Consider the following 23,094-nt stretch of genomic DNA (forward strand, 5'->3'; position numbering starts at 1 on the left):
GGCCCCGACTGTAACCGGTCGCCCCGTGGGCTACGCAGCAGGTTGCCGCAGGAAGCTCTGCACCGTCGGTGAGCCGGGGATGTGGATCTGCTTCGCAGCGACGTAGCCGAGCCGCTCGTAGCGGGCGTCGTTCGCGGGGTTTGAAGACTCGAGGTAGGTCTGCATTCCCGCCGCATCGTAGCGTTCGAGCGCCGCTGAGACGAGCCGCATGCCGATTCCAAGCCCGCGCGCCCCAGGTGCGACCGCGAGCAGCGAAAGGTAGGCGTGAGGCTCGGTGGGGCGCGCCTCGGCAAAGAGCTCGCCCTCGTTGAGAAGCGAATCGGCGGCCGCGTCGCCGATCGTGCTTCGCAGCAGCGCTTCGTAGGCCGGCTCGTCGTTCACGTGCACCTCGTTCTCGCCCGGCGGGAACCATGTCGAGACGGCGCCGAGGGAGCCGTCGGGGAGCACAGCTACGAGCGGTTCGCCGTACTTCACCGCCTGGTCCGCCATGAACCGCCAGTGGGCGAGCGCATGCGCCGCCCTGTCGGGGTGCTCAGGGAAGACCGGGCCCCAGACCGGGTCGTCATTAAACCCGTCGCGCAGGATCGCTGCAGTCTCGTCGAGGTCCGACTCCCGCAAGGGGCGAACTGTAAAGGAAGCTGTGCCGCTTGTCATGGCCTGATCCTACTGCGAGCGAAGCCTCGTCGCGCCTCTGCGCTGCGACGTAGTTCCGCGCGAGACTGTGTCGGTGCGATCCGGCGCGGCGCCGGCTACGCCGTGGCGGCGCGGAACGCGTCCCAGGATCGCTTGCACGCCTGGGCGATCTCGTCGATGTGGGCCGGATCCTCTTCGATCCACTCGGTGCCAGGCTCCTGCAGTTCAGCTGCAGCGGCGTCTCCGAGCAGGAACTCGCGCAGGAACTCGGCCTGCACCGCGCCGAGTCGCAATCCCGCGGCGTCGGCCTCTGCCCGCATCGCACCGAATCGCTCGCCCGCGGCGCGGATCTCCTCGCTGCCGAGGTACGGCTGGTTCAGCAGCACGTCGTCCGGGGTTGCCGCACCAAAACCCTCGCGATGCGCAGCTGCGAGCGCGCGCAGCGCAGCTGGATCCATCGTCGGGCGATCCTCGGGGTCGCGCTCCTCGCCGTCGTGGTCGCCACGGTTTGAGAGTGCGACGATGGCGGGCAGGCGATCCTTCTCGGCGCGCTCGACGTTCACGGCGCCCTCGCGGGTCGTCGTCGTGTTCATGGTGTCGTGGAACGAGAGGCGGGTGAATGAGCCGCCCCGCTCAAGCCCCTGAGCGACGAATCTGTCGGTGAGCTCCTCGCGGGTGCGCTCGTACACGCCGAGCCCCTGCTCGGCAGTCTCGGCGAACGCGTCGACGAGGCGCTGCAGCCCCTCGTCGGTGCCCGGGATCTCGAGGATCGGGAAGAACGAGAACGTCACCGGGCGGATCGCGTCCACGCCCGTGAGGTCGACCTTCTGCCACGCTCCGGCCTCGCGCACTCGCTCAATCGCGGCGGCGAGATCGGAGCGCACATCGGCAGGCTTCTTGCGGTTTGGGTCGCGGATGAGTCGCGGGTGCGGGTTGATCACGGCGACGATGCGCGGATCGATCTCGGCCCAGCGGCGCACGATCGCGGCTGTAGCGACATCGCTGAAGTCATACTGGAGCCTGCGCGTGAGCGCTGGCGAGAGGAACTCGGCAAGCTCCTCTGGGATCGCGGCACCCGAGTGCGGGGTTGCGACGAGCAGGTCGGCGTCGGCGATCGCCTCATCGAGCGTGCGGGTGTCGGAGTTCGCGTAGTGGGTGATCTGCTCGGGAGTGAAGACGGTCCCGCGCGGGATCAGATCGAGTGCGTCATTGCCTGTTCGCTCAGTGCTCATGCGATCAGAATATCCACAGCCGACACCAAAGAACAGGGCCGATTATGCGCGGCCGCGGTTGCGCCGGCGGATCGCCGTCGGCGGCCGGCCACCGACGAACGACGCGCCCGAATCAACGACGTAGCCCTGCTTCAACGCCTCGCGGCCGATGAGCATCCGAAACACCATTTCCTCGCGGTCAGTCAACGTGACCTCGACAGGAACGACACGGCCAACAAGCCCAAGATCCATCACGACCACGAGCCTGTCTTGGGTGTGCCCCGACGAGCTTCGAACCGTGCGTCGATCATGGATTGGAAGCTCGACCTCGACCTCGTCGAGTTCGCCCTCCTGCCAGGGCTGCACGGTGAATCTCACCCATGGCTCTTGGCCGCGTTCGAAAGGAGTAATGTTGCCCGCGTGCAAGGCCGAGGTTTGCGCCCCGGTGTCGATTTTGGCCTTGATCCACGGCACTCCGATTCCGGGCAGGCTCACCCATTCACGCCAGCCCGTCAGGGTGCTTGAATAGTATTCGTCCACGACTTCTATCTTGGCAGGAAATCACCTTGAAACTGGCGATTCTTTCGCGCGCCCCTCAGGCGTACTCGACGCAGCGCCTTCGCGCGGCCGCAGAACAGCGCGGTCACAATGTGAAGGTGCTCAACACCCTTCGCTTTGCGATCGACCTCGCGACGGATGAGCCCGACTTGAGATATCGCGGCAAGCTCTTGAGCGACTACGACGCGATCCTGCCGCGTATTGGCAACTCGATCACGTACTTCGGTACCGCCGTCGTGCGGCAGTTCGAGCAGATGGACGTCTACACGCCGAACACCGCGAACGGAATTTCGAATGCGCGCGACAAGCTGCGGGCCATCCAGATCCTGTCGCGGCACTCCATCGAGATGCCGCCGACAGCATTCGTGCGCAATCGCGCGGATGTTCGGCCCGCGATCGAGTCCGTTGGCGGCGCGCCAGTTGTTATCAAGCTGCTCGAGGGCACACAGGGAATCGGCGTGATTCTCGCGCCCCAGGTGAAGGTTGCCGAAGCGATCATCGAGACGCTGCACTCGACCCAGCAGAACGTGCTCATCCAGAAGTTCATCGCCGAGAGCCGTGGTCGCGACATTCGCGCGCTCGTCGTTGGCGATCGAGTTGTCGCGGCGATGCGCCGCGTCGCGTCGGGCGACGAGTTTCGGTCGAACGTGCACCGCGGCGGCACCGTCGAGCCCGTGCAGCTCGACCCAGCCTACGAACAGACGGCGGTGCGCGCCGCCCAAATCATGGGGCTGCGCGTCGCCGGCGTCGACATGCTCGAGGGGGACGACGGTCCACTCGTTATGGAAGTGAACTCCTCGCCAGGCCTCCAAGGCATCGAGACTGCGACCGATCTCGACGTCGCCGGGGCGATCATCGACTACATCGCCAACCAGGTGAACTTCCCCGAGATTGACGTGCGCCAGCGCCTGTCGGTCTCGACAGGCTATGGTGTGGCGGAGCTCGCGATGCATGCCGGGGCGGAGCATGTCGGCAAGCCGCTCGGCGAGCTCGGATTGTGGGAGCGAGACATCACCGTGTTGACGCTGCACCGCGGCGTGCAGGTGATCCCGAACCCGCGCAAGCACGTCGTACTCGAGCCCGAAGATCGGCTCCTCTGCTTCGGCAAGCTCGAAGAGATGCGATCAATGATCCCTGAGCGGCCGCGCCGTCGCGCGCGCGTGCGCAAGCTTCCGCCGGAGGCCCAGGACCTCGTCGACGGCTAGTAGTGCAATGAAGGGTGACCTTGCTTCCCTGATTCGGCGTCTCGCGGAAGGCAAAGCGATTCCCGAGCGGGAGATTCATGCCGTCGCTGAGCCGGGGGTCGCAGACGCCCTCGTCGAGCTGGTGCGGCGCACCGCCACGCTCAGACAGCGCAGCACCGAGCTTCGTGCCGTTATGTCGTCGACTCGGGACCTTCTCACAACCACCGACGCTGAACTCTTGCTGCAGCGCATCGTCGACAGGGCGCACGAGCTCATTGACCTCGACATTGCGTACCTGTCGGTGTACGACTCGAGCAATGAGGAACTCTATGTTCGGGCGGCTACCGGTACTATCTCGCCGCGGTTCTTGTCCATGGTGGTGCCCGCGGGTATAGGACTCGCAAGCCTTGCAGTCCGCACAAAACACCCGCAGTGGGTCGAAGATTACGGAGAGCTCACTAGCGTGCCGCGGGACCCGGTGATCGACGACATTCTGCGTGAGGAACAGCTGCGGTCCCTTGTGGGCGTGCCGCTTGTCGTAGGCGACGATGTGCTCGGGGTGCTGTTTGGCGGCAGTCGCGAGCCGCACAGTTTTCAGCCCGACGAGATCTCGTTGCTTGCTACGTTCGCAGGGCATGCTGCGCTGGTGCTCCACACTGCACGGCTGCTGCAACAGGCGACGACTGCGACGGCTCAGGCCGCTGAGCGCCAGCATGCGGCGGAGTGGGCAGCGTCGCTCCATGGACGGCTCACCGACTTGGTGGTGCTTGGTCACGGTGCAGACGCGGTGGTTGGAGCACTCGGCGATGCGCTGCGGCGCAGGGTGGGAATCTTGGACGTGGCAGGACGGCCAGCGATCGGGCAGCTCAGCACCGCTGTGCCGCGGCGGGAGATGCGCGACATGATTGAGCGCGCAGCAGCTGATGGAAAAAGCGTCAGGCTTGTGGACGGAGCGGTCGAACTCGTGGCCCCTGTGGTCGCGGCGACTGGGCACTTGGGCGCAATCGTCGTTGAACGTGGTGTGTCGCCATTGACGTCGGTGGAGCAACGTGCCGTCGAGCGTTCGGCGGTCATCGCGGCGCTCGTGACGCTGCGCCGCGACGCTGTGGAGCAGGCAGAAGACCGGGTGCGGGGCGAACTCGCAGTTGAGCTGTTTCAAGCGGAACGGCGGGACTCAGCTGTGAGCCGTGCGGACGCGCGGGGGTACCCTGTTTCGGATCCGTGGATGCTGGTTATCGTGTTGCTTCCATCTGAGCTCCGGGAGGGTGCCCTCAGCGGAGTTCGCCGCCACCGTGACTACTTGGCCGCCCCAGTATGTGGTGGCATAGGGGTGCTTGCTCCCCAGCGCAGCGCTGGGGAATGTGGCGCGTTGGCTGTCGCCGCGCTGGGCCAGCCAGCTGCAGGTGCTGTCTACCTGCCTGCCAGCGATCTTACGGCTGCTGCCGCTGGAGTTGAGGAGGCAGTGCAAGCTGCGAAGCTGGCGCAGGGGCTGGGGCTGGAAAGCAAGCTCACGCCTGCATCGACTCTGGCCCCGTACGCCCTATTGTTCGGTGGTGACGGTGAGCGACTTCGGGAGTTCGTCGAGACTACCCTCGAGCGGGTGGTGAGTTGGGACGAGGCGCACGGCACTCAGCTGGTGGACACGCTTGCTGCGCTCTTCGACCATCGGTGGGCGCTGTCGGCTGCGGCTCGCTCCTTACACATTCACCTGAGCACGATGAAGCAACGTGTGCAGCGGCTGCGGCCGCTCATTGGGGAGGCCGCGGATACCCCTGAGGCGCGTTTCAGGCTCGAGATCGCCGTTCGCGTTGAGAAGGCTCGTCGAGCATTGAAATAGACACCCCAGGAGGCGTAAGACCGTCCATATTGGACCTGATATTGGGTGCCTTGGCCTGATTTGATTGCTCGGATGGCGATGACCGCGGTGTGCGCGGTCCGCACGAGAGGACAAAGACGTGGCTACAACATCCCGCCTGAGCGGACTTCGCAACCTTGACGCTTCGGAGCGGCGCGCAGCGCTGGCCGAAGCGCTCGGCCGCGATGAGGAATTTCTCGCACCGTTCGTCGACGCGGGGCTTTCTGGCGAGCAGGCCGAGCGGATGATCGAGAACGTCATCGGACAGATCGCCATTCCCGTTGGCCTCGCGACGAACTTCATCGTCAATGGCCGAGAGGTGCTCGTGCCCATGGCGACCGAGGAACCATCGGTCGTTGCAGCGGCTTCGAACATCGCCCGCATGGCACGCCCGCTCGGCGGTATTACGACGACGACGAGCGCACCCCTTATGCAGGCACAAATTCAGCTGCTCGATGTCGCGGACCCACACGGCGCGCGCGCCCGCATCTTGGAAGCCGCGGCCGAAATCATCGATCTCGCAAACGAGCAGGATCCGAAACTCGTGGAGATCGGTGGCGGTGCGCGTGAACTCCGCGTGCGAATCGTACCGAATACCACCGGCGGCGTGCACGTTATCGTACACCTGGTCGTCGACGTCGCCGACGCCATGGGCGCGAACGCCGTGAACACTATGGCGGAGGCCATTGCCCCTCGCCTTGCTGAGGTCGCCGGCGGGCGCCAGCTATTGCGGATCCTCACGAATCTTGCAGACTTGCGACTCGTGCGTGCGCGCTTGGCGATCGAGCCCGAGATGCTGGGCGGTCCCGATGTTGTCGCAGACATGGTGACCGGGGCGCAGCTCGCGGTCGATGACCCCTACCGAGCCGCGACCCACAATAAGGGCATCATGAATGGGATCTCCGCGGTGGTACTCGCGACCGGTAACGATACCCGCGCAGTCGAAGCTGGCGCGCACTCGTACGCGGCCCGCGATGGCCGCTACCGCGCGCTCTCACGCTTCGAGCGCGCGGCCGACGGCATACTCGTCGCGACCCTCGAACTGCCGATGGCGGTTGGCCTGGTAGGCGGTGCGACGAAGAGTCACCCCACCGCTCGCGCGGCGGTCGAAACCACCGAGGTGCGCACCGCCGCCGAGCTTGGCGAGATCATCTGCGCCGTCGGACTCGCGCAGAACGTTGCCGCAGTGCGGGCCCTCGCCGCCGAGGGCATTCAGCGAGGGCACATGGGGCTGCACGCGCGAAACGTTGCTGTCGGCGCCGGTGCCACGGCCGACGAGATCGATGCGGTTGCGACTGCGCTCGTCGCCGACGGTCGGGTGCGGGCTGACGTGGCTGAGCAGGTGCTCGCGCAGCTTCGGGAACAGCGATGACCGGCGTTCGCGCGCTCGGCCTCCCAGCCATGGCACCGCTGCCGGGGCTCCCAGACACCGTTGAGATCTGGGAGATGTCGCCGCGAGACGGGCTGCAGGCCGAGCGTGCGCGCCTCGGCGTCGAAGAGCGCGTCGAGCTTATCGAACGGTTGGCAGCAGCAGGGTGCGCCATCATTGAAGCAGGCAGCTTCGTGCGATCCGACCGCGTGCCGGCGATGGCCGGCTCGGACGAGGTGCTGCGCCGCGTCGCCCACCTGCCAGTGCGCACCCCGGTGCTCGTGCCAAACCTGCGCGGGTACGAGCTCGCACGTGCTGCGGGCGCGCAGGAGGTTGCAGTATTTCTCAGCGTCACTGAGTCGTTCTCCCAGTCAAATCTCGGGGCATCGCGCGAGACGATGGAGGCCGCTGCTGCGGACGTCGTCTCGCAGGCGGCCCGTGACGGCGTTCGCGTGCGCGGGTACTTGTCTATGGCGTTTGGAGACCCATGGGAAGGTACGGTTCCGCCGCGTGAGGTGCTGGGGCTCGCCCAGCGCATGCGTGCGTTCGGGGTGCAAGCGCTTTCGCTTGGTGACACGATCGGTGTGGCAACGCCGGGGCAGGTCACTGATGTGCTGCGAACCCTCACTGGAGAGGGCATTCCTGTGGGAGACATTGCGCTGCACATGCACGACACCTACGGCCAAGCCCTCGCAAATGTGAGCGCCGGCCTTGCCGCCGGGGTGCGAGTGTTCGATGCTTCCGCCGCCGGTATTGGTGGGTGCCCGTTCGCGCGATCGGCGACTGGAAACCTTGCCACCGACGATCTTCTCTGGATGCTCGCTGGGCTGGGCATTCACACAGGCATCGACCTCGATGCACTGACTGAGACCGGAGCGTGGCTCAGCGCCGCGCTCGACAAGCCCCCTACATCACGAGTCGCAATGGCGCTGGCCCGCTAGAAAGAGGACCTGACATGAACAACGATCACCTGTTGGAGGTGTGGGGTGACACAGTCGATAGTCGTCACTTGCTTGCCTCCATCGGACTCGGCGTAGGTATCGCCGTGCCGGCCTATTTTGTAGCAGAGTGGGGCTTCGGCTTGCTCACCGATGGCGACCCGCTCGCGCACTCGTATTCGCTTGTGAGCGGGCTCGCGGCGTGCGTGCTTGCTGCGGTGATAGCCGCACGCTTCTTCAAACCCAAGCGCGTCGTGCGCATTGGCGAGGAAAGCACAGGCTCCCGTGAAGCCGCGATGGACGCAATCGAGGCCGAGCTTGGCCCGCTGGGTGACCCCGATGAGCTCCCCGCGGCAACGCTAGCCGAGGTACGCGAACTCGGGCTGTACGACGACCTTCGCGCGCAGCACCTGAAGAACGTGCGGCGAGAGAATGAGCTGGGGGAGTCAAAGTAATGGAATTCTTCGAACTCGCAACTTGGGCTGTCGGCATGGCGCTTGCTGGCGCGGTAGTGTTCGGTCTGCTCGGCCTGGTGTCAGGTACCGATGAAACTGCGACGATTGCGCCGCTTACCCTACTTGTCATCCTGCTTGGGGTGCCGCCGGCTGGCGTATTCGCGTTCTTTATGTCAGCGATAGCAGCGAAGCACATCACGCATGCCATCCCGACCACTCTGCTTGGCATCCCGGGCGACACGCTCGCAGCGCCGTTGCTGCGAGACGCGCAGATGCTGCGAGAGCTAGGGGTACCTCACATAGCGTTGCGCAAAGCGATCTCCGGTGGAGTAGTCGCCGCGTTGATCGCCGTGCCGCTTGCTGTCCTTTTCGCGATGATCCTCACTCCGTTCTCGGAGGCGATCAGCTCGGTCGCGCCGTGGCTGTTCCTCGCAGCAGCAGTGCTCATCGCCGTACTGTCGAAGGGGCGTTGGGGTGCCCTAATTGCGCTCATCCCCTTCGTCCTGATCGTCGTCGGGCTGCAAGGCTGGGCGACCGGCGTGCTTGGCAAAAGCCTTTCGATCAGCTTCTTCCTTGGCATCGCCATCGGTCCTCTCATCGCCGACCTCGTGCTTGCATCGAGCCCCGCGGGCCGCAAAATGCTGAAGCGCGACGCGCCACGTACCTTCGAGCTCGCCGCAGACGTACGTACCTGGAAGGGGCGCGCTCCGAATCCGCTGCGCGTGCTTGACGGCGGGCAGTTTGCAGGAACTGCCGCCGCCGCTGTCGTCTCGAGTGCGACCTTCGTGTTCTCTCCAGTGGCGATGACCGTGCTTATGGGAGAGACGTTTGGCGGACGCATCAAGAACGGCTACCGCCGATTGACTTCGATGATGGCGATCAAGAATGGTACGACAGAATCGACCTACATTGCCGAAACCCTTATCCCGCTTATCGCGATCGGGTTACCGCTGTCCCCAATGGCCGCAGGCCCCGCGAATCCGCTGTTCAACGCACCGCCCGTTTACACAATCGACGCCGAGACTGGCACGACAAATAATCTGCACAACATGCTCGAGCCCTGGCAGTTCCTGCTGTTCGGCCTTATCGCGGTTGTGATTGCCCTGCTCATCACTTACCCATTCGCAATGACCCAAGCCCACCGCGCGGCATCGTGGATCATGCAAAAGGTGTCACACGAAGCGATCATCGGCGCATTTGCTGGGCTGATTGCGGTGATCTGCCTCTATGAGGGCGGCATCGTCGCGCTCCTCGTTGCAGTGAGCATTGGCCTCGTCGGCGGACTTCTCAACCGGTTGTTCCAGGTGCATACTGGGGTGCAGTTCATGGGGTACTACGTCGCTGCTCTGACAGTCCCCGCCATTGCTGCGCTGTTCGGCGGCTAGCCGCGGTTCGCGACGAGCTGGAACTCGACGAACCCGTCTGGTTCGACCGAGACGAAGCCGAGATTTGGCGCGGTCACCCCGTAATCCGCAAAGGTGATCGGGACTGACCCCGCCAACTCGGCCGTCGTGCCGTCGCTGCGAAGCTCAACGTCGATTGTCACTGTCTGGGACGTGCCAGCTAGGGTGAGCTCGCCAGTCGCGCTCGCGCGAACTGTCTCACCTGATTGGGGTGCTTCGGCAAGCGTCACCGGCTCGGTTAGCGTGAAGGTTGCTTCTGGATGCTCGCCTGTTCGGAGCGCCTGGTCGCGGAAGTACGCATCGCGCGATCCGCTGTCGGTGGCGATCGATGCGACGTCGACGACGACGTTCGCGGCGTCGAGAGTGAGACCATCCGAGCCAATTGTGAACGTGCCTGTCACCTCCTGGGTGCGCCCGGTCACCGTGACGTCAGTGCCGTTCAGCACCTCGTCGACGCGGTAGCCAGCCTCGGAGCCGGCCGCGACCGACCACTCGCCGGCGAGGTCTGCCGGGTTGAGGGCGCCAGCGTCGCCTGCTGCGGGTGAGTCAGCGGGGCGTTCGACAGAGGGTACGTCCGCGGCGGGGGCGGCGAAGAAATCACGGTAGATGCTTGGCCCAACGAGCGCTCCAACCGCGCCGAGTGCGAGGAGGCCGGCACCTGCGCCGATAAGGATCTTGTGTTTCTTCTGCATGAGGAGTCTTCCGTCGGAGGAACGCGGGATCTCACTTTCGCAGCTTCTCTCAGGAGATTCCTTTGAAAAGGTAGGGAAATCGCTGGAAAGTCAGTTCCTGTCTGGCTGCGGCTCAACTGTTCCAGCAGGCGCCTTGCCGCCGCCCGTGATTGTGAGCCATAGTGGCCAGCCGACGAACCAAATCCCGGTCACGAGCCATACTCTGCCGATCCACCCGGCCAGCTCAGCCGTGCGCGCGCTGTCACCGACAACCAGCACGATCGCACCGATAATGACGCTCGCGATGACCGCACACAGCAGCATCCGGCCCCACTGCTGCCATTCGTAGCGCACATGGGCACTGCCGACCTTGGGTGGCTTGACCGGGACCGGTCCTCCAGCGAACCGGTGGGCGAACCAGACATCGACTCTGCCAATGATCTGGTGGCCGAACGCCACGGTGAACCCGAGGTAGACGGCGCCGAGTCCGTGGGCGAATGTCGCTGTCGCGCCGTTCACGACGAGGTCCCACGTGATGAGGCCGAGTAGCAGCAGGTCGAGCAGAGGGACGCAGAGCAGAAGCACTGATGAGAGACGGCGCAGCCGCAGCAGATACCGCGCAGCGAGGCCAGCAGCGAGCACAGCCCAAAAACCGATCTCACAGGCGAGAATCCCGATCACGATGATGTTCATACTGCAAGGCTCGCGCCCATCCTCGACCAGCGGATCCTCCTCGCGGCCCGTTCACCCTCGTTCGATCGAAGGAGCCGGGACGCCTGCTGGTGGGCGAAGATAGGACTATGCAAGCAGACTGGGTGAAGACGCTTCCCGCGCACCCGCGCCGCCGCGATACCCTCATCGCCGGATTCTGGCTTGTCGTCGGCGCTGCGGCTTGGGCTGCCGGGTTCACCGGGATTTGGCGGCAGCTCGCGGTCATAGAGGCGCCTCGTTGGTGGTTCCTCGTGACCCTGGCTGCCGTGGTGGCGCTCCTGCTTGTTCGCTCGCGCATGCCGCTCCTCGCGCTCGCTCTCGGTGCGTGCGTCGCGCTTGTCGACACCTTGCTTGGGGCGAGCCTTGCGGTTGTCTTCGCTTTCACTGACCTGATCTACGCCGCGGTGAAGTACGGCAGCGCCGGCGCGGTACGGATCCTGTTGCGTGTCGCTGGAGTCGCTGCGGTCGCGCTTGCGGCCGCAGTGGTGCTCGTCGCGCCTGGGCACCCGACGGTCGCGGTTGCGCTCGTGCAATGGGGGCTCATTGTCGCGGTCTCTGGCCTGTGGGGCTGGAACGTCCGTGCCGAGCGGGCGAGCACCTCCGCGGAACTCGCTCGGCGACACGCAAGCGATACTCGCGAACTGCGCACGCGGATCGCCCACGACCTGCACGACCTTGTCGCGAACCAGATCGCCGTTGCAGGGCTACACGTCGAAGCGGCGAAGCTGCAGGCGGCGAAGCTTGGGCGCCCTGAAGCGGGGAGCGCTGGCGGAGGCCTCCCAGTTCACGACGATCGATCAGCGCCAGGGCCGCGACCCGAGCTTGCCGCCCTCGCACAGAGCCTCGAGCGCGCGAAGAGCGGAACCGACCGCGCGCACCACGAGCTCCGCGGTCTCATCTCTGTGCTCACGCTTGTCGACGAGGCTGATAGTGGAGCGCCCGCCAATGCGGGCGAAGAGCTCGCTGCCCTCGCCAACCTGCTGCCGGCGGGGCGCGAACTCAGATGGGTTGGCTCGGCTGAGGGCACGATCGGGCTCGCGCTCGCTGGGGAGCAGGCTGCGCGGGTGCGGATCCTTCTGCGCGCGCTTCAGGAGCTCACCGCGAACGCCGCGAAGCACGGCAGCGGTGACGTCGAGATGCGCGCCGAACTCCTCGGCGGCGATTCTGAGACGGCCGCTGGCCGCCCGCTCCAGATCACCGTCAGCAATCCACGTCGGCCAGGCGAACACGCCGCGCCGTCGGGCACCGGCCTCGGCATCGAGGGGACCCGCGTGTTGCTCGAAAGCGTCGGTGGCCGGCTACGTTCGAGCGCGGACGGAGACTCGTGGAGCGCCGAACTGGAGCTGCCGATTCTCGGAGCTCGCGGGCGGCGGGCAACTGCAACAGAAGGAAAACGATGACTCAACCGATCAGGATCCTCATCGCAGACGACCATGAGGCTGTGCGGAGCGGCGTCGCCGCGATACTCCAGGCCGACGGCGGGATCGAGGTTGTGGCCGAGGCCGAGAACGGGTTCGACGCGCTCGCGGCCTGCCACCGCGTGTCGCCAGACGTTGCGCTCGTCGACTTGCGCATGCCTGGAACCGACGGCGTGTGGGCGACCGAGCGAATCACCGCCGAGACGGCGACTCGAGTGCTTGTGCTCACGACGTACGACTCTGGCGACCTCATCGCGAGCGCGCTCGCGGCGGGAGCACATGGGTACTTGTTGAAGAGCACGAGCGGCGGCGACCTCATCGATGCGGTTCGGCACGTCGCTGAGGATCGGCATGTGCTCGACCCGGCTGTCGCTGGGTCGGTGATCGCCGGGTTTGCCGCTGCGCAGCGAGGTGGCCCGGCGGCTGGGGGAGAGACCTCGGGGGGACTCGCCGAGCTGACACCGCGCGAGCGGCAGGTGCTCGAACTGCTCGTCGCAGGCCTGTCGAACCAGCAGATCGCCGCCGAACTCAACATTGGGGTCACGACGGTGAAGACGCACGTCGGGTCGCTGTATGCGAAGAGCGGCGCGGCCTCACGCGTGCAGCTTGCGGCGCTCGGCGCGGCCGCTATCTGACGCGCAGGGCTGCAGGAAGGATCCGCGCCTCGAAAGCGATGACATCCTCGAAATCGTCGCCGTCCACTTCAAATGCGTGCGGGTGCGGCAGCTCGACGCGCACGCGCTTCGCCCGCAAATGACCGGTCGTCTCCGAGCTCTCGGCGCGATCTGCGCCAGTCAACAGTCGCTTCAACCCGTTCTCCCACACCATATTGCGCATCGTGTCGAGCCAGGCCGCGACGCCATCTGCCCGCAGCACAAGCATGTCGAGCTCACCGTCGTCGGGTTCAGCGTCGGGAAGAAGCGTGATCCCACCCTGGATCGTGCCGCAGTTCGCGACGAGCAGGGTGTGCGCCTGCTCAGGCTGCGGGTCCTTGCCGTCGAGCGAGAGCGAGAACTCGACAACCTCTGTCTCGGCTGCCGCACGCCCAAGCGACTCGACGTATGCGAGCCAGCCAGCACGCGCCTTCAGCTCGTCATCGGTTTCAACGATCATCTGCGCGTCGATGCCGAAACCAACCATCACGACGAAGGCCTGCACCTCCTCGTTGCCATCTGCATGTGTGATCGTTGCCTCGCCAAGATCAAGCGTTCGCGAGTCGCCCGTGAGCACGCGCGCGAAGGCTGCCTCGGCATCGCCGAGTGGGACGCCGAGATTTCGTGCGAGCAGGTTGCCTGTACCGAGCGGGATGATCCCGAGTTCCACGCTTGGGCCGTCCTCGGCGGCCGTCTCTCCGAGCGCCCCTGCGACGGCGCGCACGGTGCCATCGCCGCCTGCGGCCACAACGACGGAGCACCCAGCGGTGCGGGCGGCACGAGCCGCGCCGGCGCCCGGATCGTCGACGCTCGTCTCGAACCAGTGCAGCACGGGAGCATCCCCGCCCGCAGCGGTGACGGCGGCAGCGACAGCCGTGCGCAGCTCGCTCTCTGCTGCCTTCGACGGATTCCAGACGATGCCGATGGTCTCGCGCACGGTGTGCCCCCCTGCCGTGGTGCACTCAGCTCGACTGCCGAGTGCGGGTGACACTATGCTCGCGCGATTGGCTGACAGTTAGCCGATTGTGAGTTACAGCTGCGCGAGCTGTGCCTTCCAGTATGCGCGCCACTCTTCGATGCGCTCACCCGAGCTCATCCCATCTTGGCTGATAGCGAGAATTGTCTTGGTCGCATCCTTCGCAGTCGCAGACACCTCGACTTTCCCGGCGCCGGCGAGCGTGAACCGCCAGAACGAGCGCTTCTCGGTCCGCGAGCTGCGTGACCCGGAGACCTCGTGGCCAAGGTGCTCGGCAGCCTCACCGAAGCGATCGGTCCACGCGGCAAGCGCGGCGTCGCGCTCGAGCGGGAGCGTACGACTCGCGCTCACGCGAAAGTCGCCGGTAGACGACTGGCCGGGTACCCGCAGCCCGGCGTGCTGTTCGAACGCGATGGCAACGCCCTGAGCCCACCACTCCTCGTTCTCGACGTTGGGAGGCATCGTTGCAAGCGCGAGCTTCGCAATCTCAGCGTGCCCGAGCGAACGGGCTCCGTGCGCGTCGAACACGGCGACCCAGTCCGTCCACACCCTACCTGTCGCACGCTCGATCGCCGGAACACGCTCTCCGCGGGTGTTGTTTCCAGTGGTGGCGCTCGTCGCATTCATAGTGTCAGTGTATTCCGGGGGCCGATTGGTGTGGGGGTCGGGTAACGGCCCTGTTCAATACGAACGCAGCGGCCGACGAATGATTGAATGAGGGGCATGAAAGAAACGCTCACGGGCACAGCGAACCGAGCAACGAGGCGCTACGCCGAGCAAGAGTCGTCGCAGCACGCGGCCCACGGTCTCGACGCTCTAGAGCCAGGAGAGGCCGGCGACAGCACGGAGCTCGAGCAGTTTCGCATCGACCTCGAGCGCATCCGCTTCTCTTCGTACTTCGCGCGCCTCTCAGACGTGACGCAGGTCGTGCCGCAGTCGGGTGTCGGCCCGGTGATGCACAACAGGCTGACTCACTCACTCAAGGTCAGCGCGGTCGCCAGAGTCGTCGCGGCGAACCTCGCCGGAGCAGTCGCGCAACACAACGCGTTCGAGCGGGGTGAGGCGTCGACTGACGACGAGACTGGCGCAATTGTGGCGGCGCTCGGCGGCTGCGACACCATCGTCGCGCAGGCCGCCGCCCACGCCCACGACCTCGGGCATCCGCCGTTCGGTCACCTCGGTGAGCGGGTGCTCGACAGGGTCGCCCGCGAGCGCCTCGGGCTCGCCGAGGGGTTTGAGGGCAATGCGCAGACGTTCCGCATCCTCACGTCGCTCGACACACTCGGGCGCGACTTCGCAGGCCTCAATCTCACGGCAGCGGTTCGGGCATCTGTGCTGAAGTACCCGTGGACGCGGGCACGCTGGGTCGGCGTTACCGCGAACGAGCTCCCCGTCACCGAGCGGCCGCGAGGCGTCGGCAACGATCCAGTGAATGGCGCCGAGAAGTTCTCGAGCTACGTGCTCGAGGTGGGCGAGCTCGAGCAGGCGCTCTCGGCGTTCCCGGCGATCGCCGAGGGCGTGCAAACTGTCGAGTGCGCGGTGATGGATGTCGCCGACGACATCGCATACGCGGTGCACGATCTCGACGACTTCACGAGGGCCGGCGTGCTGCAGCACGCAGCAGTCGCCGCCGAGCTGCAGACCTGGCTCGCTGAAGACGCTGTGCTTGCGGCCGAGCCCCTGGCCAAGATTCAGGTGGAGTGGCGAAGGCCCGGCCGCTCGCTTGAACTCAAGTGGCGCGGCATGAGCCGGAAGGACGGCTGGATTGCCGACCGCGACGCGTTCAGGGACGCGGTGCAGCTCGTGAGCGACGAGCTTGTCGACGGCCTGCTGCTTTCCCCCTACGACGGCGGGATCGCGAGCGAACGCGCAGTGTCGGGCTTCACCCGCCGCTGGATTGAGCGACTTCGTTCCTCAATCGTCGTGGAGGCGAGGCCCCATATGCGCGGCGGCCACGTTCGGCTGAACCAGCGCGCGTGGCATGAGGTCGCCGTGCTGAAATTCGTGCACTCAAGCTTTGTGCTTGAGTCCCCAGACCTGGCGCACTCGCAGCGCGGTCAGGCCCGCGTCGTTGAGGAGCTGGTGCTCGGCTTCGACGCGTGGCTGTCAGACCCTGTCGACGCGGGTCGCGCCCCACGCAGACTCCTTGAATGGGTCGATGAGGCGACGGAGAGCCTGTTCGACCTGTCGAAGGAACGCCCGGAACTGCTGCAGGGCGATATCTCGGGCGCTGGAATCCACAGGAGGGGACGCGCGCGTGCGATCCTCGACTATGTCTCGTCGTTCACAGATCAGCAGGCGGTGGCCGCGTTCGACCTGCTCACCCGCGCCGGCTAGCGCGGGGCGGCGCTAGCCCGTCACCTCGAAGTCAGTCCCTGGCTCCCACGGCACGGCCCAGCCGACACCGTCGAAGACGCTCGAGAGCAGCATTCCGGTGAAGCCCCACACCGTATGGCCGCCGAACCGATCCTGCAGCTTGAACGCGGCGCCGCGATGCGTCGCCCCCTCTCGTCGCAGCACGGAATGGCCGCGGGCCGCGGGATCGAGCAGTTCGGCGACTGGTACTCGGAAGACCTCAACGGACTCGGTGTGATCGGCGGCCACGTTACTCGGAAGGCGCCACCAGCCGATCACGGGCGTGACAAGGTTACGGCTCACCGGCACATGGATCTCGGGGAGCGTGCCGAGAACCTCGACCCCGGTGGGGTCGAGGCCTGTCTCCTCTGCGGCCTCGCGAAGCGCGGTCTGTGCCATGTCTGTGTCCTCGGGCTCGACGCCGCCACCGGGGAACGCGATCTGACCCGCGTGGTGCCGCATCCGCGTTGCGCGCCTCGTGAGCAGCACGTCGAGCTCTGCGGCGACAGGCTCCCCGGCGGAAGGGTCGGCAGGCACCTGATCGAGCGCTCCGAACAAGATCAGCACCGCAGACCTGCGGAGCTCTCCGTCAGTCTGCGGGAAGGGAGGGGTGAAATTGATGCCGAACCCGCGGTCGACCGCGTCCTTCAGCTGCTGCCGCGCTTCCGCCTTCGTCCGTGCCATGACCTTAGCTTAGGCGGTAGACCCGCGGCGCCTTTGCTTCTAGCCTTGACGTGACTATGACTACTGAGGAACTCGACTACACGATCAGGCAGGCAGCCCCCGGAGACTACGATGCGATCATCGCCGTTGTGGATGAGTGGTGGGGACGACCCATGACAGGTGCTGTGCAGCGGCTCTTCCTGGATCACTTCTTCGACACGAGTTTCGTCGCTGAGCCCGCGAACTCATCGAACCAGGCGCCAGGGTCGGTTGTCGGATTTCTCATTGGCTTTCACTCGCCAGGGCAACCCGACACCAGCTACATCCACTTCGTCGGGGTGCACCCGGAGGTGCGCCGATCAGGCCTCGCAGGTGCACTGTATGAGCGCTTCTTCGCATCCGCGCGTTCCGCGGGCCGCAGCAGAGTTCGAGCTATCACGTCCCCGATCAACTCGCGTTCCGTGGCGTTTCATCAGGCCGTTGGCTTCACGGTTTCGGAGCGCATTTCAGCCTATGACGGCCCTGGCAACGACAGGGTGACCTTCGAGCGCGAGCTATGAGTGGCTGGGTGAACGGAGTGGACGACAGGACTGCTGATCTCATTGGCGAAGTCACGCGCGCCGTCGTCGCATTGGATCCGGGAGGCCTGCTCGGCCTATACCTGTACGGGTCGGCAACCCAGGGCGGCTTGACGCCATCGAGCGATATTGACCTGCTAGTGGTGTCCCGCCGGTCGTTGACGGAGGCCGAACGGGCGGAGCTCGTTGCGATATTATTGCCGCGCTCGGGCTGGCGCGGGCATAAGGAGACCTTCCCAGAGGCTGTTGGGAAGGCTCCGCTTGAGGTGACGGTGATCGTGGTCGGGCCAGAACTCCCGTCCCCTGTTCACGGGTGCATCGACTTCCAGTTCGGCGAGTGGCTCCGCAAGGATCTCGTCACTGGCTGGCTTCCTGCGCCCGAGCATGACCCAGATGCGGTCGTGCTGGTTGCGACTGCGCTCGCGGGTGCTACCGCGCTTCACGGACCCGAGCTATCCTCGCTACTCGAGCCGGTTGACGATGTCACGTTACGGGGGGCTGTCTGGGAACTTGTCCCCTCGATCCTTGATGGGATCGCTGGCGACGAGCGGAACGCGTTGCTCACCCTCGCCCGCATGTTCGTCACGCTAGAAACGGGAGGAATCGTCGGCAAAAGCGCGGCCGCCCTTGAAGCCTCGTTAAGGTTGGCATCCAGACATCAGTTGGTGATGGAGCGTGCGCGGCAGGAATACCTTACCGGCGCAAGCAGTGAGTGGGTGCTGGCCGAGGCCGAGGGTACCGCTCAGGCAATCGTGGAACTTGCGCAGTCGGCAAGGTCCCGTCAGGCGTAGCACCCGGAACACCCGTCAGCGTGCCATTACTCGCTATGTTTAGCCGTCGATGAGCAGGTCGGCGAAGCCGTCCGGCACACGCTGTGAGCGCGACCACGGTTCGCGGTCGCGGCGGGCGACACGCTTGACCTGCCGGGTTTCTTCGGCGCGGGCAGCGGTGAGTACCGCGATGACGGCGGCGCGCTCTTCGTCGCTCACCCCGCGAGTGACGAAGGTGATGTCGTCGCCAGAGATGGCGTCGTCTTCCTCGCCAAGATCCTCGCGCTTTGCGGCGTCGCGTGCGGCGGCGTCGGGCGGGAGGTCGCCGGTGAGCGCTTCCAGCTCGTCATCGATGTCAGTTGTCGGGTCGACAGTCGTGTCGGTGGTCTGCTCGCTCATAGCGGGATGTTGCCGTGCTTCTTCGCGGGGAGCTCATCGCGCTTGCCACGGAGGCCGCGGAGCGCCTTGATGACTGCGAGGCGGGTGCCTGCCGGTTCGAGCACGTTGTCGATCTCGCCGCGCTCGGCCGCGAGGAACGGGCTCGTCACGTCTGCCGTGTACTTCGCGGTGAGCTTGGCGCGCAGCGCCTCGACGTCCTCGCCAGCGGCCTCGGCAGCTGCGAGCTCCTTGCGGTACAGGATGTTGACTGCGCCCGCGCCTCCCATGACTGCGATCTCCGCGGTCGGCCACGCGATGTTGAAGTCAGCGCCCATCTCCTTGGAACCCATCACGATGTACGCGCCGCCGTACGCCTTGCGCGTGATGATGGTGACGAGCGGCACTGTCGCCTCCGCATAGGCGAAGAGCAGCTTTGCGCCGCGACGGATGACGCCCTGGTACTCCTGCTCGGTGCCGGGCAGGTAGCCGGGTACGTCGACGAGGGTGAGGATCGGGATAGAGAACGCGTCGCAGAAGCGCACGAAGCGCGCGGCCTTCTCGCTCGCGTCGATGTTCAGTGTGCCAGCCATCTGGTTTGGCTGGTTCGCAACGATGCCGACGGTGCGGCCCTCGACGCGGCCGAAGCCGATGAGGATGTTCGGGGCGAAGAGTGGCTGCACCTCGAGGAAGTCGCCGCCGTCAAGAATTGCCTCAATGACGACCTTCATGTCATAGGGCTGGTTCTGGCTGTCAGGAATAATCGTGTTCAGCCGGCGGTCTGCCTCGGTGATCTCGAACGCGGTGTCGCTGTCGTAGATCGGGGCCTCAGCGAGGTTGTTGTCTGGCAGGAAGCTGATGAGCGTCCGTGCGTAGTCGAGGGCGTCGAGTTCGTCGCTTGCGAGGTAGTGCGAGACGCCGCTCGTCTTGTTGTGGGTGAGGGCGCCGCCGAGCTCCTCGAAGCCGACCTCCTCGCCCGTGACTGTCTTGATGACGTCGGGGCCGGTGACGAACATGTTGCTCGTCTTGTCGACCATGATGACGAAGTCGGTCAGGGCTGGTGAGTACACCGCGCCACCTGCAGACGGGCCCATCACGATCGAGATCTGCGGGATGACTCCCGATGAGAGCGTGTTGCGCTTGAAGATGCGCGCATACTGCGAGAGCGAGAACACGCCCTCCTGGATGCGGGCACCGCCCGAGTCGAGCATGCCGATGATCGGCGCTCCGGTCTTCATCGCGAAGTCCATCGCCTTGACGATCTTCTCGCCGGCTGCTTCGCCGAGGGAGCCGCCGAACGTGGTGAAGTCCTGCGAGTAGACGACGACCTGGCGACCGTGGATGGTGCCGGCGCCTGTCACGACCGCGTCGCCGAAGGGGCGGTTCGCGTCCATGCCGAACGCAGTCGAGCGATGCTTGACGTACTTGTCGAACTCGACGAAGGATCCGGGGTCAAGGAGGGACGCGATGCGCTCACGCGCGGTCATCTTGCCTCGCGGATGCTGCTTGGCTGCTGCTGCTGCGTCGCGGTCACCGACGGCCTCTTGGTACTTCCGGCGATGGTCCGCAATGCGGCCAGCCGTCGTTGCGAGGTTCTCGGGAGCGGTCTCGTTCTCTGCGGTCACCCGTTTAGCCTAGCGCGCGTATATGCCACAAAGTTCAAGAACTCCTCCAACTGAATTGCGGATCCTTGGTTGGAATCCTCAGTTTGCTCGCCGTGGGCGCCTCCCCACGGCACGCCCAGTGCAACTCAGGCCGGTTCCGGGGAATAGGCTCGCACGTATGGAACTCAGGCAGACACGCGCCCAGCAGCCTCGCGTCGAATGGCGAGACGAGTCGCCTTCGACAAACGCCGAGCTCCGGGAGCTTTCTGCGGCAGCCGAGCTGTCGGGTGCGCCTCTCCCGCACGGAACGGTGCTGCTCACCGACAATCAGACGGCCGGGCGGGGGCGGCTCGCCCGCGGGTGGGAGGTGCTCCCGGGCCGTGCCCTCGCGGTCTCTGTGCTCGTGCATGGCTACGGTCAGAGCGTCGGCGACGGCCCAGGTGGCGCGGGCACCGCCGGATGGGGAGACCTTGGACCCGGCTGGCTGCCGTTTATCGCCGGATCGGCGGTGAACTCCGCGTTCCAACCCCTGTTCGCTGCTGCGGCGGCCCGCGACGAAACTGAATCGAAGCGTGTCGGCATGAAGTGGCCGAACGACATCCACGTGCGCGATGAGGAAGACGCGCTGGCCGGGCGAATCGGTGGGAAGCTCTGCGGGATCCTCTGCGAGCTCCTCCCAGACGGCAGCGCGATTATCGGGATGGGCATGAACCTGCTCACGCCTGAGTGGGAGCTGCCGACAGAGCGGGCGACGTCGTTGCTCGCCGCGGGCGCTGATGTCGGCGGCGCGGAGAGCTTCGCCGACCCGCTCGGGGCCGAGCTTGCCGACAGGGTTGTCGCGGCAGTCACCGCAGAGATTTCGCGCCTCACTGAGCTCGCTGCGCGCGAGCCGGAGGCGATCCGGATCCGGGCCGCGCGCCAGTCCCTCACGCTCGGCACCGAGGTTCGTGTCCACCTCCCGGGGGACGAGATCGTCGACGGCAGGGCTCGGGCGCTCGCGGAAGACGGCGCGCTCATCGTCGACCTGCCGACGGGCGGAACCCTCACCGTGAACGCGGGTGACGTGCAGCACCTCAGGTAGGCCGAGGCGGCACTTCCCGGCTGCCTGGTTGCCCGGCTGGCTGGTGGAGCCCCCTCCCGTCGCCGGCATAGCAATGAAATCTGCCCAAGGTATGCCCGATCTTGATGGTTCGGGGATATCTTGGGCAGATTGCAGGGTGTAGTGCTGGGAAGGACCAGACTGCCGCCCGATCCTGGATCCTGACCTAGCGGCGCTCACCCTCCAGCGGGAACTCGTCGCCGAGCGCATCGATCTGCTGCGTGGTCGGGTCGCCCTCCGAGAAGTCCATCTTCGGCACTGGCTTCCGGAATCCACGCGTCACGACCGCGATCACGCCGACGCCGAGCACGAGCCAGCATGCGCCGACAAGCCAGGTGATGGGCTGGAGTGACGTCCACAGCCAGATCGTGAGCCCAAACCCGATGAGGGGGGTCACGCCAAAACGGATGATCTCCCATGTCGATGCTGGGCGCGTACGACCGCCCTTCGGGAAGAGGTAGGTGCGGATCACCGACAGGTTGACCATCGCGAATGCTGCGAGCGCGCCGAAGCTAATCATGAATGCTGCAACGTCGAACGGGACAAACAGCGCCGAGAGTGCGAACACAGACACGACCACGGCCGCAACGATCGGGGTGCCGAATCGCTTGTGCAGGCGCGAGAGCGGCTTCGGCAGCATGCCGTCGCGGCCCATTGCGTACAGGATGCGTGAAACCGACACCTGGCCGGTCATGCCCGACCCGAACGCGCCCGCAACGTAGACGGCGACGAAGAATGCGGTAAACCAGCTCGCGCCGAACGAGTCCATGACGGTGGTGCCCGCCGCATCAATCTGCGCCTGATCCATCGACGCCCAGTCAGGGTTGAATGCGAGGGCTCCCGCCCAGCCGACGAGGATGAAGAAAAACCCGCCAACGAGGGTCGACAGCACGATCGCGCGGGGGATGTCGCGGCGCGGGTTTTTCGCTTCCTCGGAGAGCGTCGAGACCGCATCGAAACCGAGGAACGACAGTGCGAGGATCGCGGCACCCGACGCGACCGCACCGATCCCGCCCTCGCCGAATGTGAAGGGCTCGATGATGCCGACTGCCTGGTCGCCGCCAAGGTACTGCTTGAACGCGAGCGCCATGAACACGATGACGAGCACGACCGACAGCGCGATGATCGCCATATTGAGCTTGTTCACGAGCGTGATTCCGAGCACGTTGAATGCGAGCACGAGCAGCAGTGCGGCGAGCGTGAAGACCCAGATCGGGATCGCCGGGAACTGCGTGTTCAAGTAGATGCCGATGAGCATGAAGTTGATCATCGGAATGAACAGGTAGTCGAGCAGCATGACCCAGCCTGTGAGAAACCCGACGCCGCCGCCAAACGACTGCTGCGCATAGGTGTAGGCGGAACCCGCGACGGGGTAGCGCCGCACCATCGCCGCGTAGCTCGCTGCGGTGAAGAGCATTGTCACGACCGCGACGATGTACGCCGCTGGGAGCTTGCCGCCCGTCACCTGGTTCACGATGCCGTACGTCGTGAACACGGTGATGACAGTCATGTAGGTCACGCCGAAAAACGTGAGCCCGGTGAGCCCGAGCGCTCGCCGCATGTGCGGCTGGCTCTCGGACGAAGTTGTGGTGGGGGTTGTGGACACGATTCTCCT

General features: G+C 65.6%; 23 protein-coding genes. 12 read left to right on the forward strand and 11 right to left on the reverse strand.

Features of this window, described 5'->3' with window-relative positions:
- Positions 1-30 precede the first annotated feature (30 nt).
- The 3 genes from KI794_RS01410 to KI794_RS01420 all read right to left on the reverse strand — a co-directional run bounded on the left by KI794_RS01410 (position 31) and on the right by KI794_RS01420 (position 2,384).
- Positions 31-654 (reverse strand): GNAT family N-acetyltransferase, encoded by a 624-nt coding sequence (locus KI794_RS01410; RefSeq protein WP_255808847.1) that lies wholly within the window; start codon positions 652-654, stop codon positions 31-33.
- A gap of 95 nt (positions 655-749) precedes the next feature.
- On the reverse strand, positions 750-1,865 hold the full coding sequence (locus tag KI794_RS01415; protein ID WP_255808848.1) for an N-formylglutamate amidohydrolase: 1,116 nt from the start codon (positions 1,863-1,865) through the stop codon (positions 750-752).
- A gap of 42 nt (positions 1,866-1,907) precedes the next feature.
- The gene (locus tag KI794_RS01420) at positions 1,908-2,384 is read right to left on the reverse strand and encodes an ATP-dependent zinc protease family protein (protein ID WP_255808849.1); all 477 of its coding nucleotides are present in this window, start codon (positions 2,382-2,384) and stop codon (positions 1,908-1,910) included.
- Between the two features lie 26 nt (positions 2,385-2,410).
- On the opposite strand from KI794_RS01420, the gene KI794_RS01425 reads away from it, so the two are divergent.
- The 6 genes from KI794_RS01425 (at position 2,411) to KI794_RS01450 (ending at position 9,588) form a co-directional block, all read left to right on the forward strand.
- A complete protein-coding gene (locus tag KI794_RS01425; protein WP_119281706.1) occupies positions 2,411-3,607 on the forward strand; it encodes a RimK family alpha-L-glutamate ligase in 1,197 nt (398 codons plus the stop codon).
- 7 nt (positions 3,608-3,614) lie between these two features.
- The gene (locus KI794_RS01430; protein WP_255808850.1) at positions 3,615-5,423 is read left to right on the forward strand and encodes a helix-turn-helix domain-containing protein; all 1,809 of its coding nucleotides are present in this window, start codon (positions 3,615-3,617) and stop codon (positions 5,421-5,423) included.
- Positions 5,424-5,541: 118 nt separating this feature from the next.
- Positions 5,542-6,813 (forward strand): hydroxymethylglutaryl-CoA reductase, degradative, encoded by a 1,272-nt coding sequence (locus KI794_RS01435; RefSeq protein ID WP_255808851.1) that lies wholly within the window; start codon positions 5,542-5,544, stop codon positions 6,811-6,813.
- The gene (locus KI794_RS01440) at positions 6,810-7,751 is read left to right on the forward strand and encodes a hydroxymethylglutaryl-CoA lyase (protein ID WP_255808852.1); all 942 of its coding nucleotides are present in this window, start codon (positions 6,810-6,812) and stop codon (positions 7,749-7,751) included. The genes KI794_RS01435 and KI794_RS01440 overlap by 4 nt, the downstream gene beginning before the upstream one ends.
- A gap of 14 nt (positions 7,752-7,765) precedes the next feature.
- Positions 7,766-8,203 carry a hypothetical protein gene (locus KI794_RS01445; RefSeq protein WP_255808853.1) on the forward strand — a complete coding sequence of 146 codons (438 nt, stop codon included), beginning with the start codon at positions 7,766-7,768 and terminating at the stop codon, positions 8,201-8,203.
- Positions 8,203-9,588 (forward strand): tripartite tricarboxylate transporter permease, encoded by a 1,386-nt coding sequence (locus tag KI794_RS01450; protein WP_255808854.1) that lies wholly within the window; start codon positions 8,203-8,205, stop codon positions 9,586-9,588. The genes KI794_RS01445 and KI794_RS01450 overlap by 1 nt, the downstream gene beginning before the upstream one ends.
- Here the strand turns inward: KI794_RS01450 and KI794_RS01455 are convergent.
- Positions 9,585-10,298: a YceI family protein gene (locus KI794_RS01455; RefSeq protein WP_255808855.1), complete on the reverse strand. Its 714-nt coding sequence runs from the start codon at positions 10,296-10,298 to the stop codon at positions 9,585-9,587. The two genes, KI794_RS01450 and KI794_RS01455, sit on opposite strands and share 4 nt — an antisense overlap.
- A 90-nt stretch (positions 10,299-10,388) precedes the next feature.
- Positions 10,389-10,970 (reverse strand): hypothetical protein, encoded by a 582-nt coding sequence (locus KI794_RS01460; protein ID WP_255808856.1) that lies wholly within the window; start codon positions 10,968-10,970, stop codon positions 10,389-10,391.
- Positions 10,971-11,077: 107 nt separating this feature from the next.
- On the opposite strand from KI794_RS01460, the gene KI794_RS01465 reads away from it, so the two are divergent.
- Together KI794_RS01465 and KI794_RS01470 are read left to right on the forward strand one after the other, a co-directional pair.
- Complete coding sequence (locus KI794_RS01465) at positions 11,078-12,388, forward strand: sensor histidine kinase (protein ID WP_255808857.1); 1,311 nt, start codon at positions 11,078-11,080, stop codon at positions 12,386-12,388.
- A complete protein-coding gene (locus KI794_RS01470; RefSeq protein ID WP_255808858.1) occupies positions 12,385-13,041 on the forward strand; it encodes a response regulator in 657 nt (218 codons plus the stop codon). The genes KI794_RS01465 and KI794_RS01470 overlap by 4 nt, the downstream gene beginning before the upstream one ends.
- Here the strand turns inward: KI794_RS01470 and KI794_RS01475 are convergent.
- The gene (locus tag KI794_RS01475) at positions 13,034-13,996 is read right to left on the reverse strand and encodes a diacylglycerol/lipid kinase family protein (RefSeq protein WP_119281702.1); all 963 of its coding nucleotides are present in this window, start codon (positions 13,994-13,996) and stop codon (positions 13,034-13,036) included. The genes KI794_RS01470 and KI794_RS01475 overlap by 8 nt on opposite strands.
- 93 nt (positions 13,997-14,089) lie before the next feature.
- Positions 14,090-14,662, reverse strand: coding sequence for a hypothetical protein (locus tag KI794_RS01480; RefSeq protein ID WP_255808859.1), 573 nt, complete (start codon positions 14,660-14,662; stop codon positions 14,090-14,092).
- Positions 14,663-14,758: 96 nt separating this feature from the next.
- Here KI794_RS01480 and KI794_RS01485 point away from each other — a divergent pair, with 96 nt between their 5' ends.
- On the forward strand, positions 14,759-16,372 hold the full coding sequence (locus tag KI794_RS01485) for a deoxyguanosinetriphosphate triphosphohydrolase family protein (RefSeq protein ID WP_119281700.1): 1,614 nt from the start codon (positions 14,759-14,761) through the stop codon (positions 16,370-16,372).
- A 12-nt stretch (positions 16,373-16,384) separates the two neighbouring features.
- Here the strand turns inward: KI794_RS01485 and KI794_RS01490 are convergent, their stop codons facing one another.
- Positions 16,385-17,074, reverse strand: a complete 690-nt coding sequence (locus tag KI794_RS01490) for an NUDIX hydrolase (protein ID WP_255808860.1) — start codon at positions 17,072-17,074, stop codon at positions 16,385-16,387.
- A gap of 56 nt (positions 17,075-17,130) precedes the next feature.
- Here KI794_RS01490 and KI794_RS01495 point away from each other — a divergent pair, with 56 nt between their 5' ends.
- A complete protein-coding gene (locus tag KI794_RS01495) occupies positions 17,131-17,613 on the forward strand; it encodes a GNAT family N-acetyltransferase (RefSeq protein WP_119281697.1) in 483 nt (160 codons plus the stop codon).
- A 17-nt stretch (positions 17,614-17,630) separates the two neighbouring features.
- On the forward strand, positions 17,631-18,422 hold the full coding sequence (locus KI794_RS01500) for an aminoglycoside adenylyltransferase domain-containing protein (protein WP_255808861.1): 792 nt from the start codon (positions 17,631-17,633) through the stop codon (positions 18,420-18,422).
- 39 nt (positions 18,423-18,461) lie between these two features.
- Here KI794_RS01500 and KI794_RS01505 read toward each other — a convergent pair whose 3' ends face one another.
- Together KI794_RS01505 and KI794_RS01510 are read right to left on the reverse strand one after the other, a co-directional pair.
- Complete coding sequence (locus tag KI794_RS01505) at positions 18,462-18,800, reverse strand: acyl-CoA carboxylase subunit epsilon (protein WP_255808862.1); 339 nt, start codon at positions 18,798-18,800, stop codon at positions 18,462-18,464.
- The gene (locus KI794_RS01510) at positions 18,797-20,401 is read right to left on the reverse strand and encodes an acyl-CoA carboxylase subunit beta (RefSeq protein WP_119281695.1); all 1,605 of its coding nucleotides are present in this window, start codon (positions 20,399-20,401) and stop codon (positions 18,797-18,799) included. Before KI794_RS01510 ends, KI794_RS01505 begins: the two co-directional genes overlap by 4 nt.
- Before the next feature lie 157 nt (positions 20,402-20,558).
- On the opposite strand from KI794_RS01510, the gene KI794_RS01515 reads away from it, so the two are divergent.
- Positions 20,559-21,461: a biotin--[acetyl-CoA-carboxylase] ligase gene (locus tag KI794_RS01515; protein WP_119281694.1), complete on the forward strand. Its 903-nt coding sequence runs from the start codon at positions 20,559-20,561 to the stop codon at positions 21,459-21,461.
- A 184-nt stretch (positions 21,462-21,645) separates the two neighbouring features.
- Here KI794_RS01515 and KI794_RS01520 read toward each other — a convergent pair whose 3' ends face one another.
- Positions 21,646-23,040, reverse strand: a complete 1,395-nt coding sequence (locus tag KI794_RS01520; protein WP_119281693.1) for an APC family permease — start codon at positions 23,038-23,040, stop codon at positions 21,646-21,648.
- Positions 23,041-23,094 lie beyond the last annotated feature (54 nt).

Origin of the sequence: Leucobacter aridicollis (assembly GCF_024399335.1) — a bacterium.
GTDB lineage: Bacteria > Actinomycetota > Actinomycetes > Actinomycetales > Microbacteriaceae > Leucobacter > Leucobacter aridicollis_A.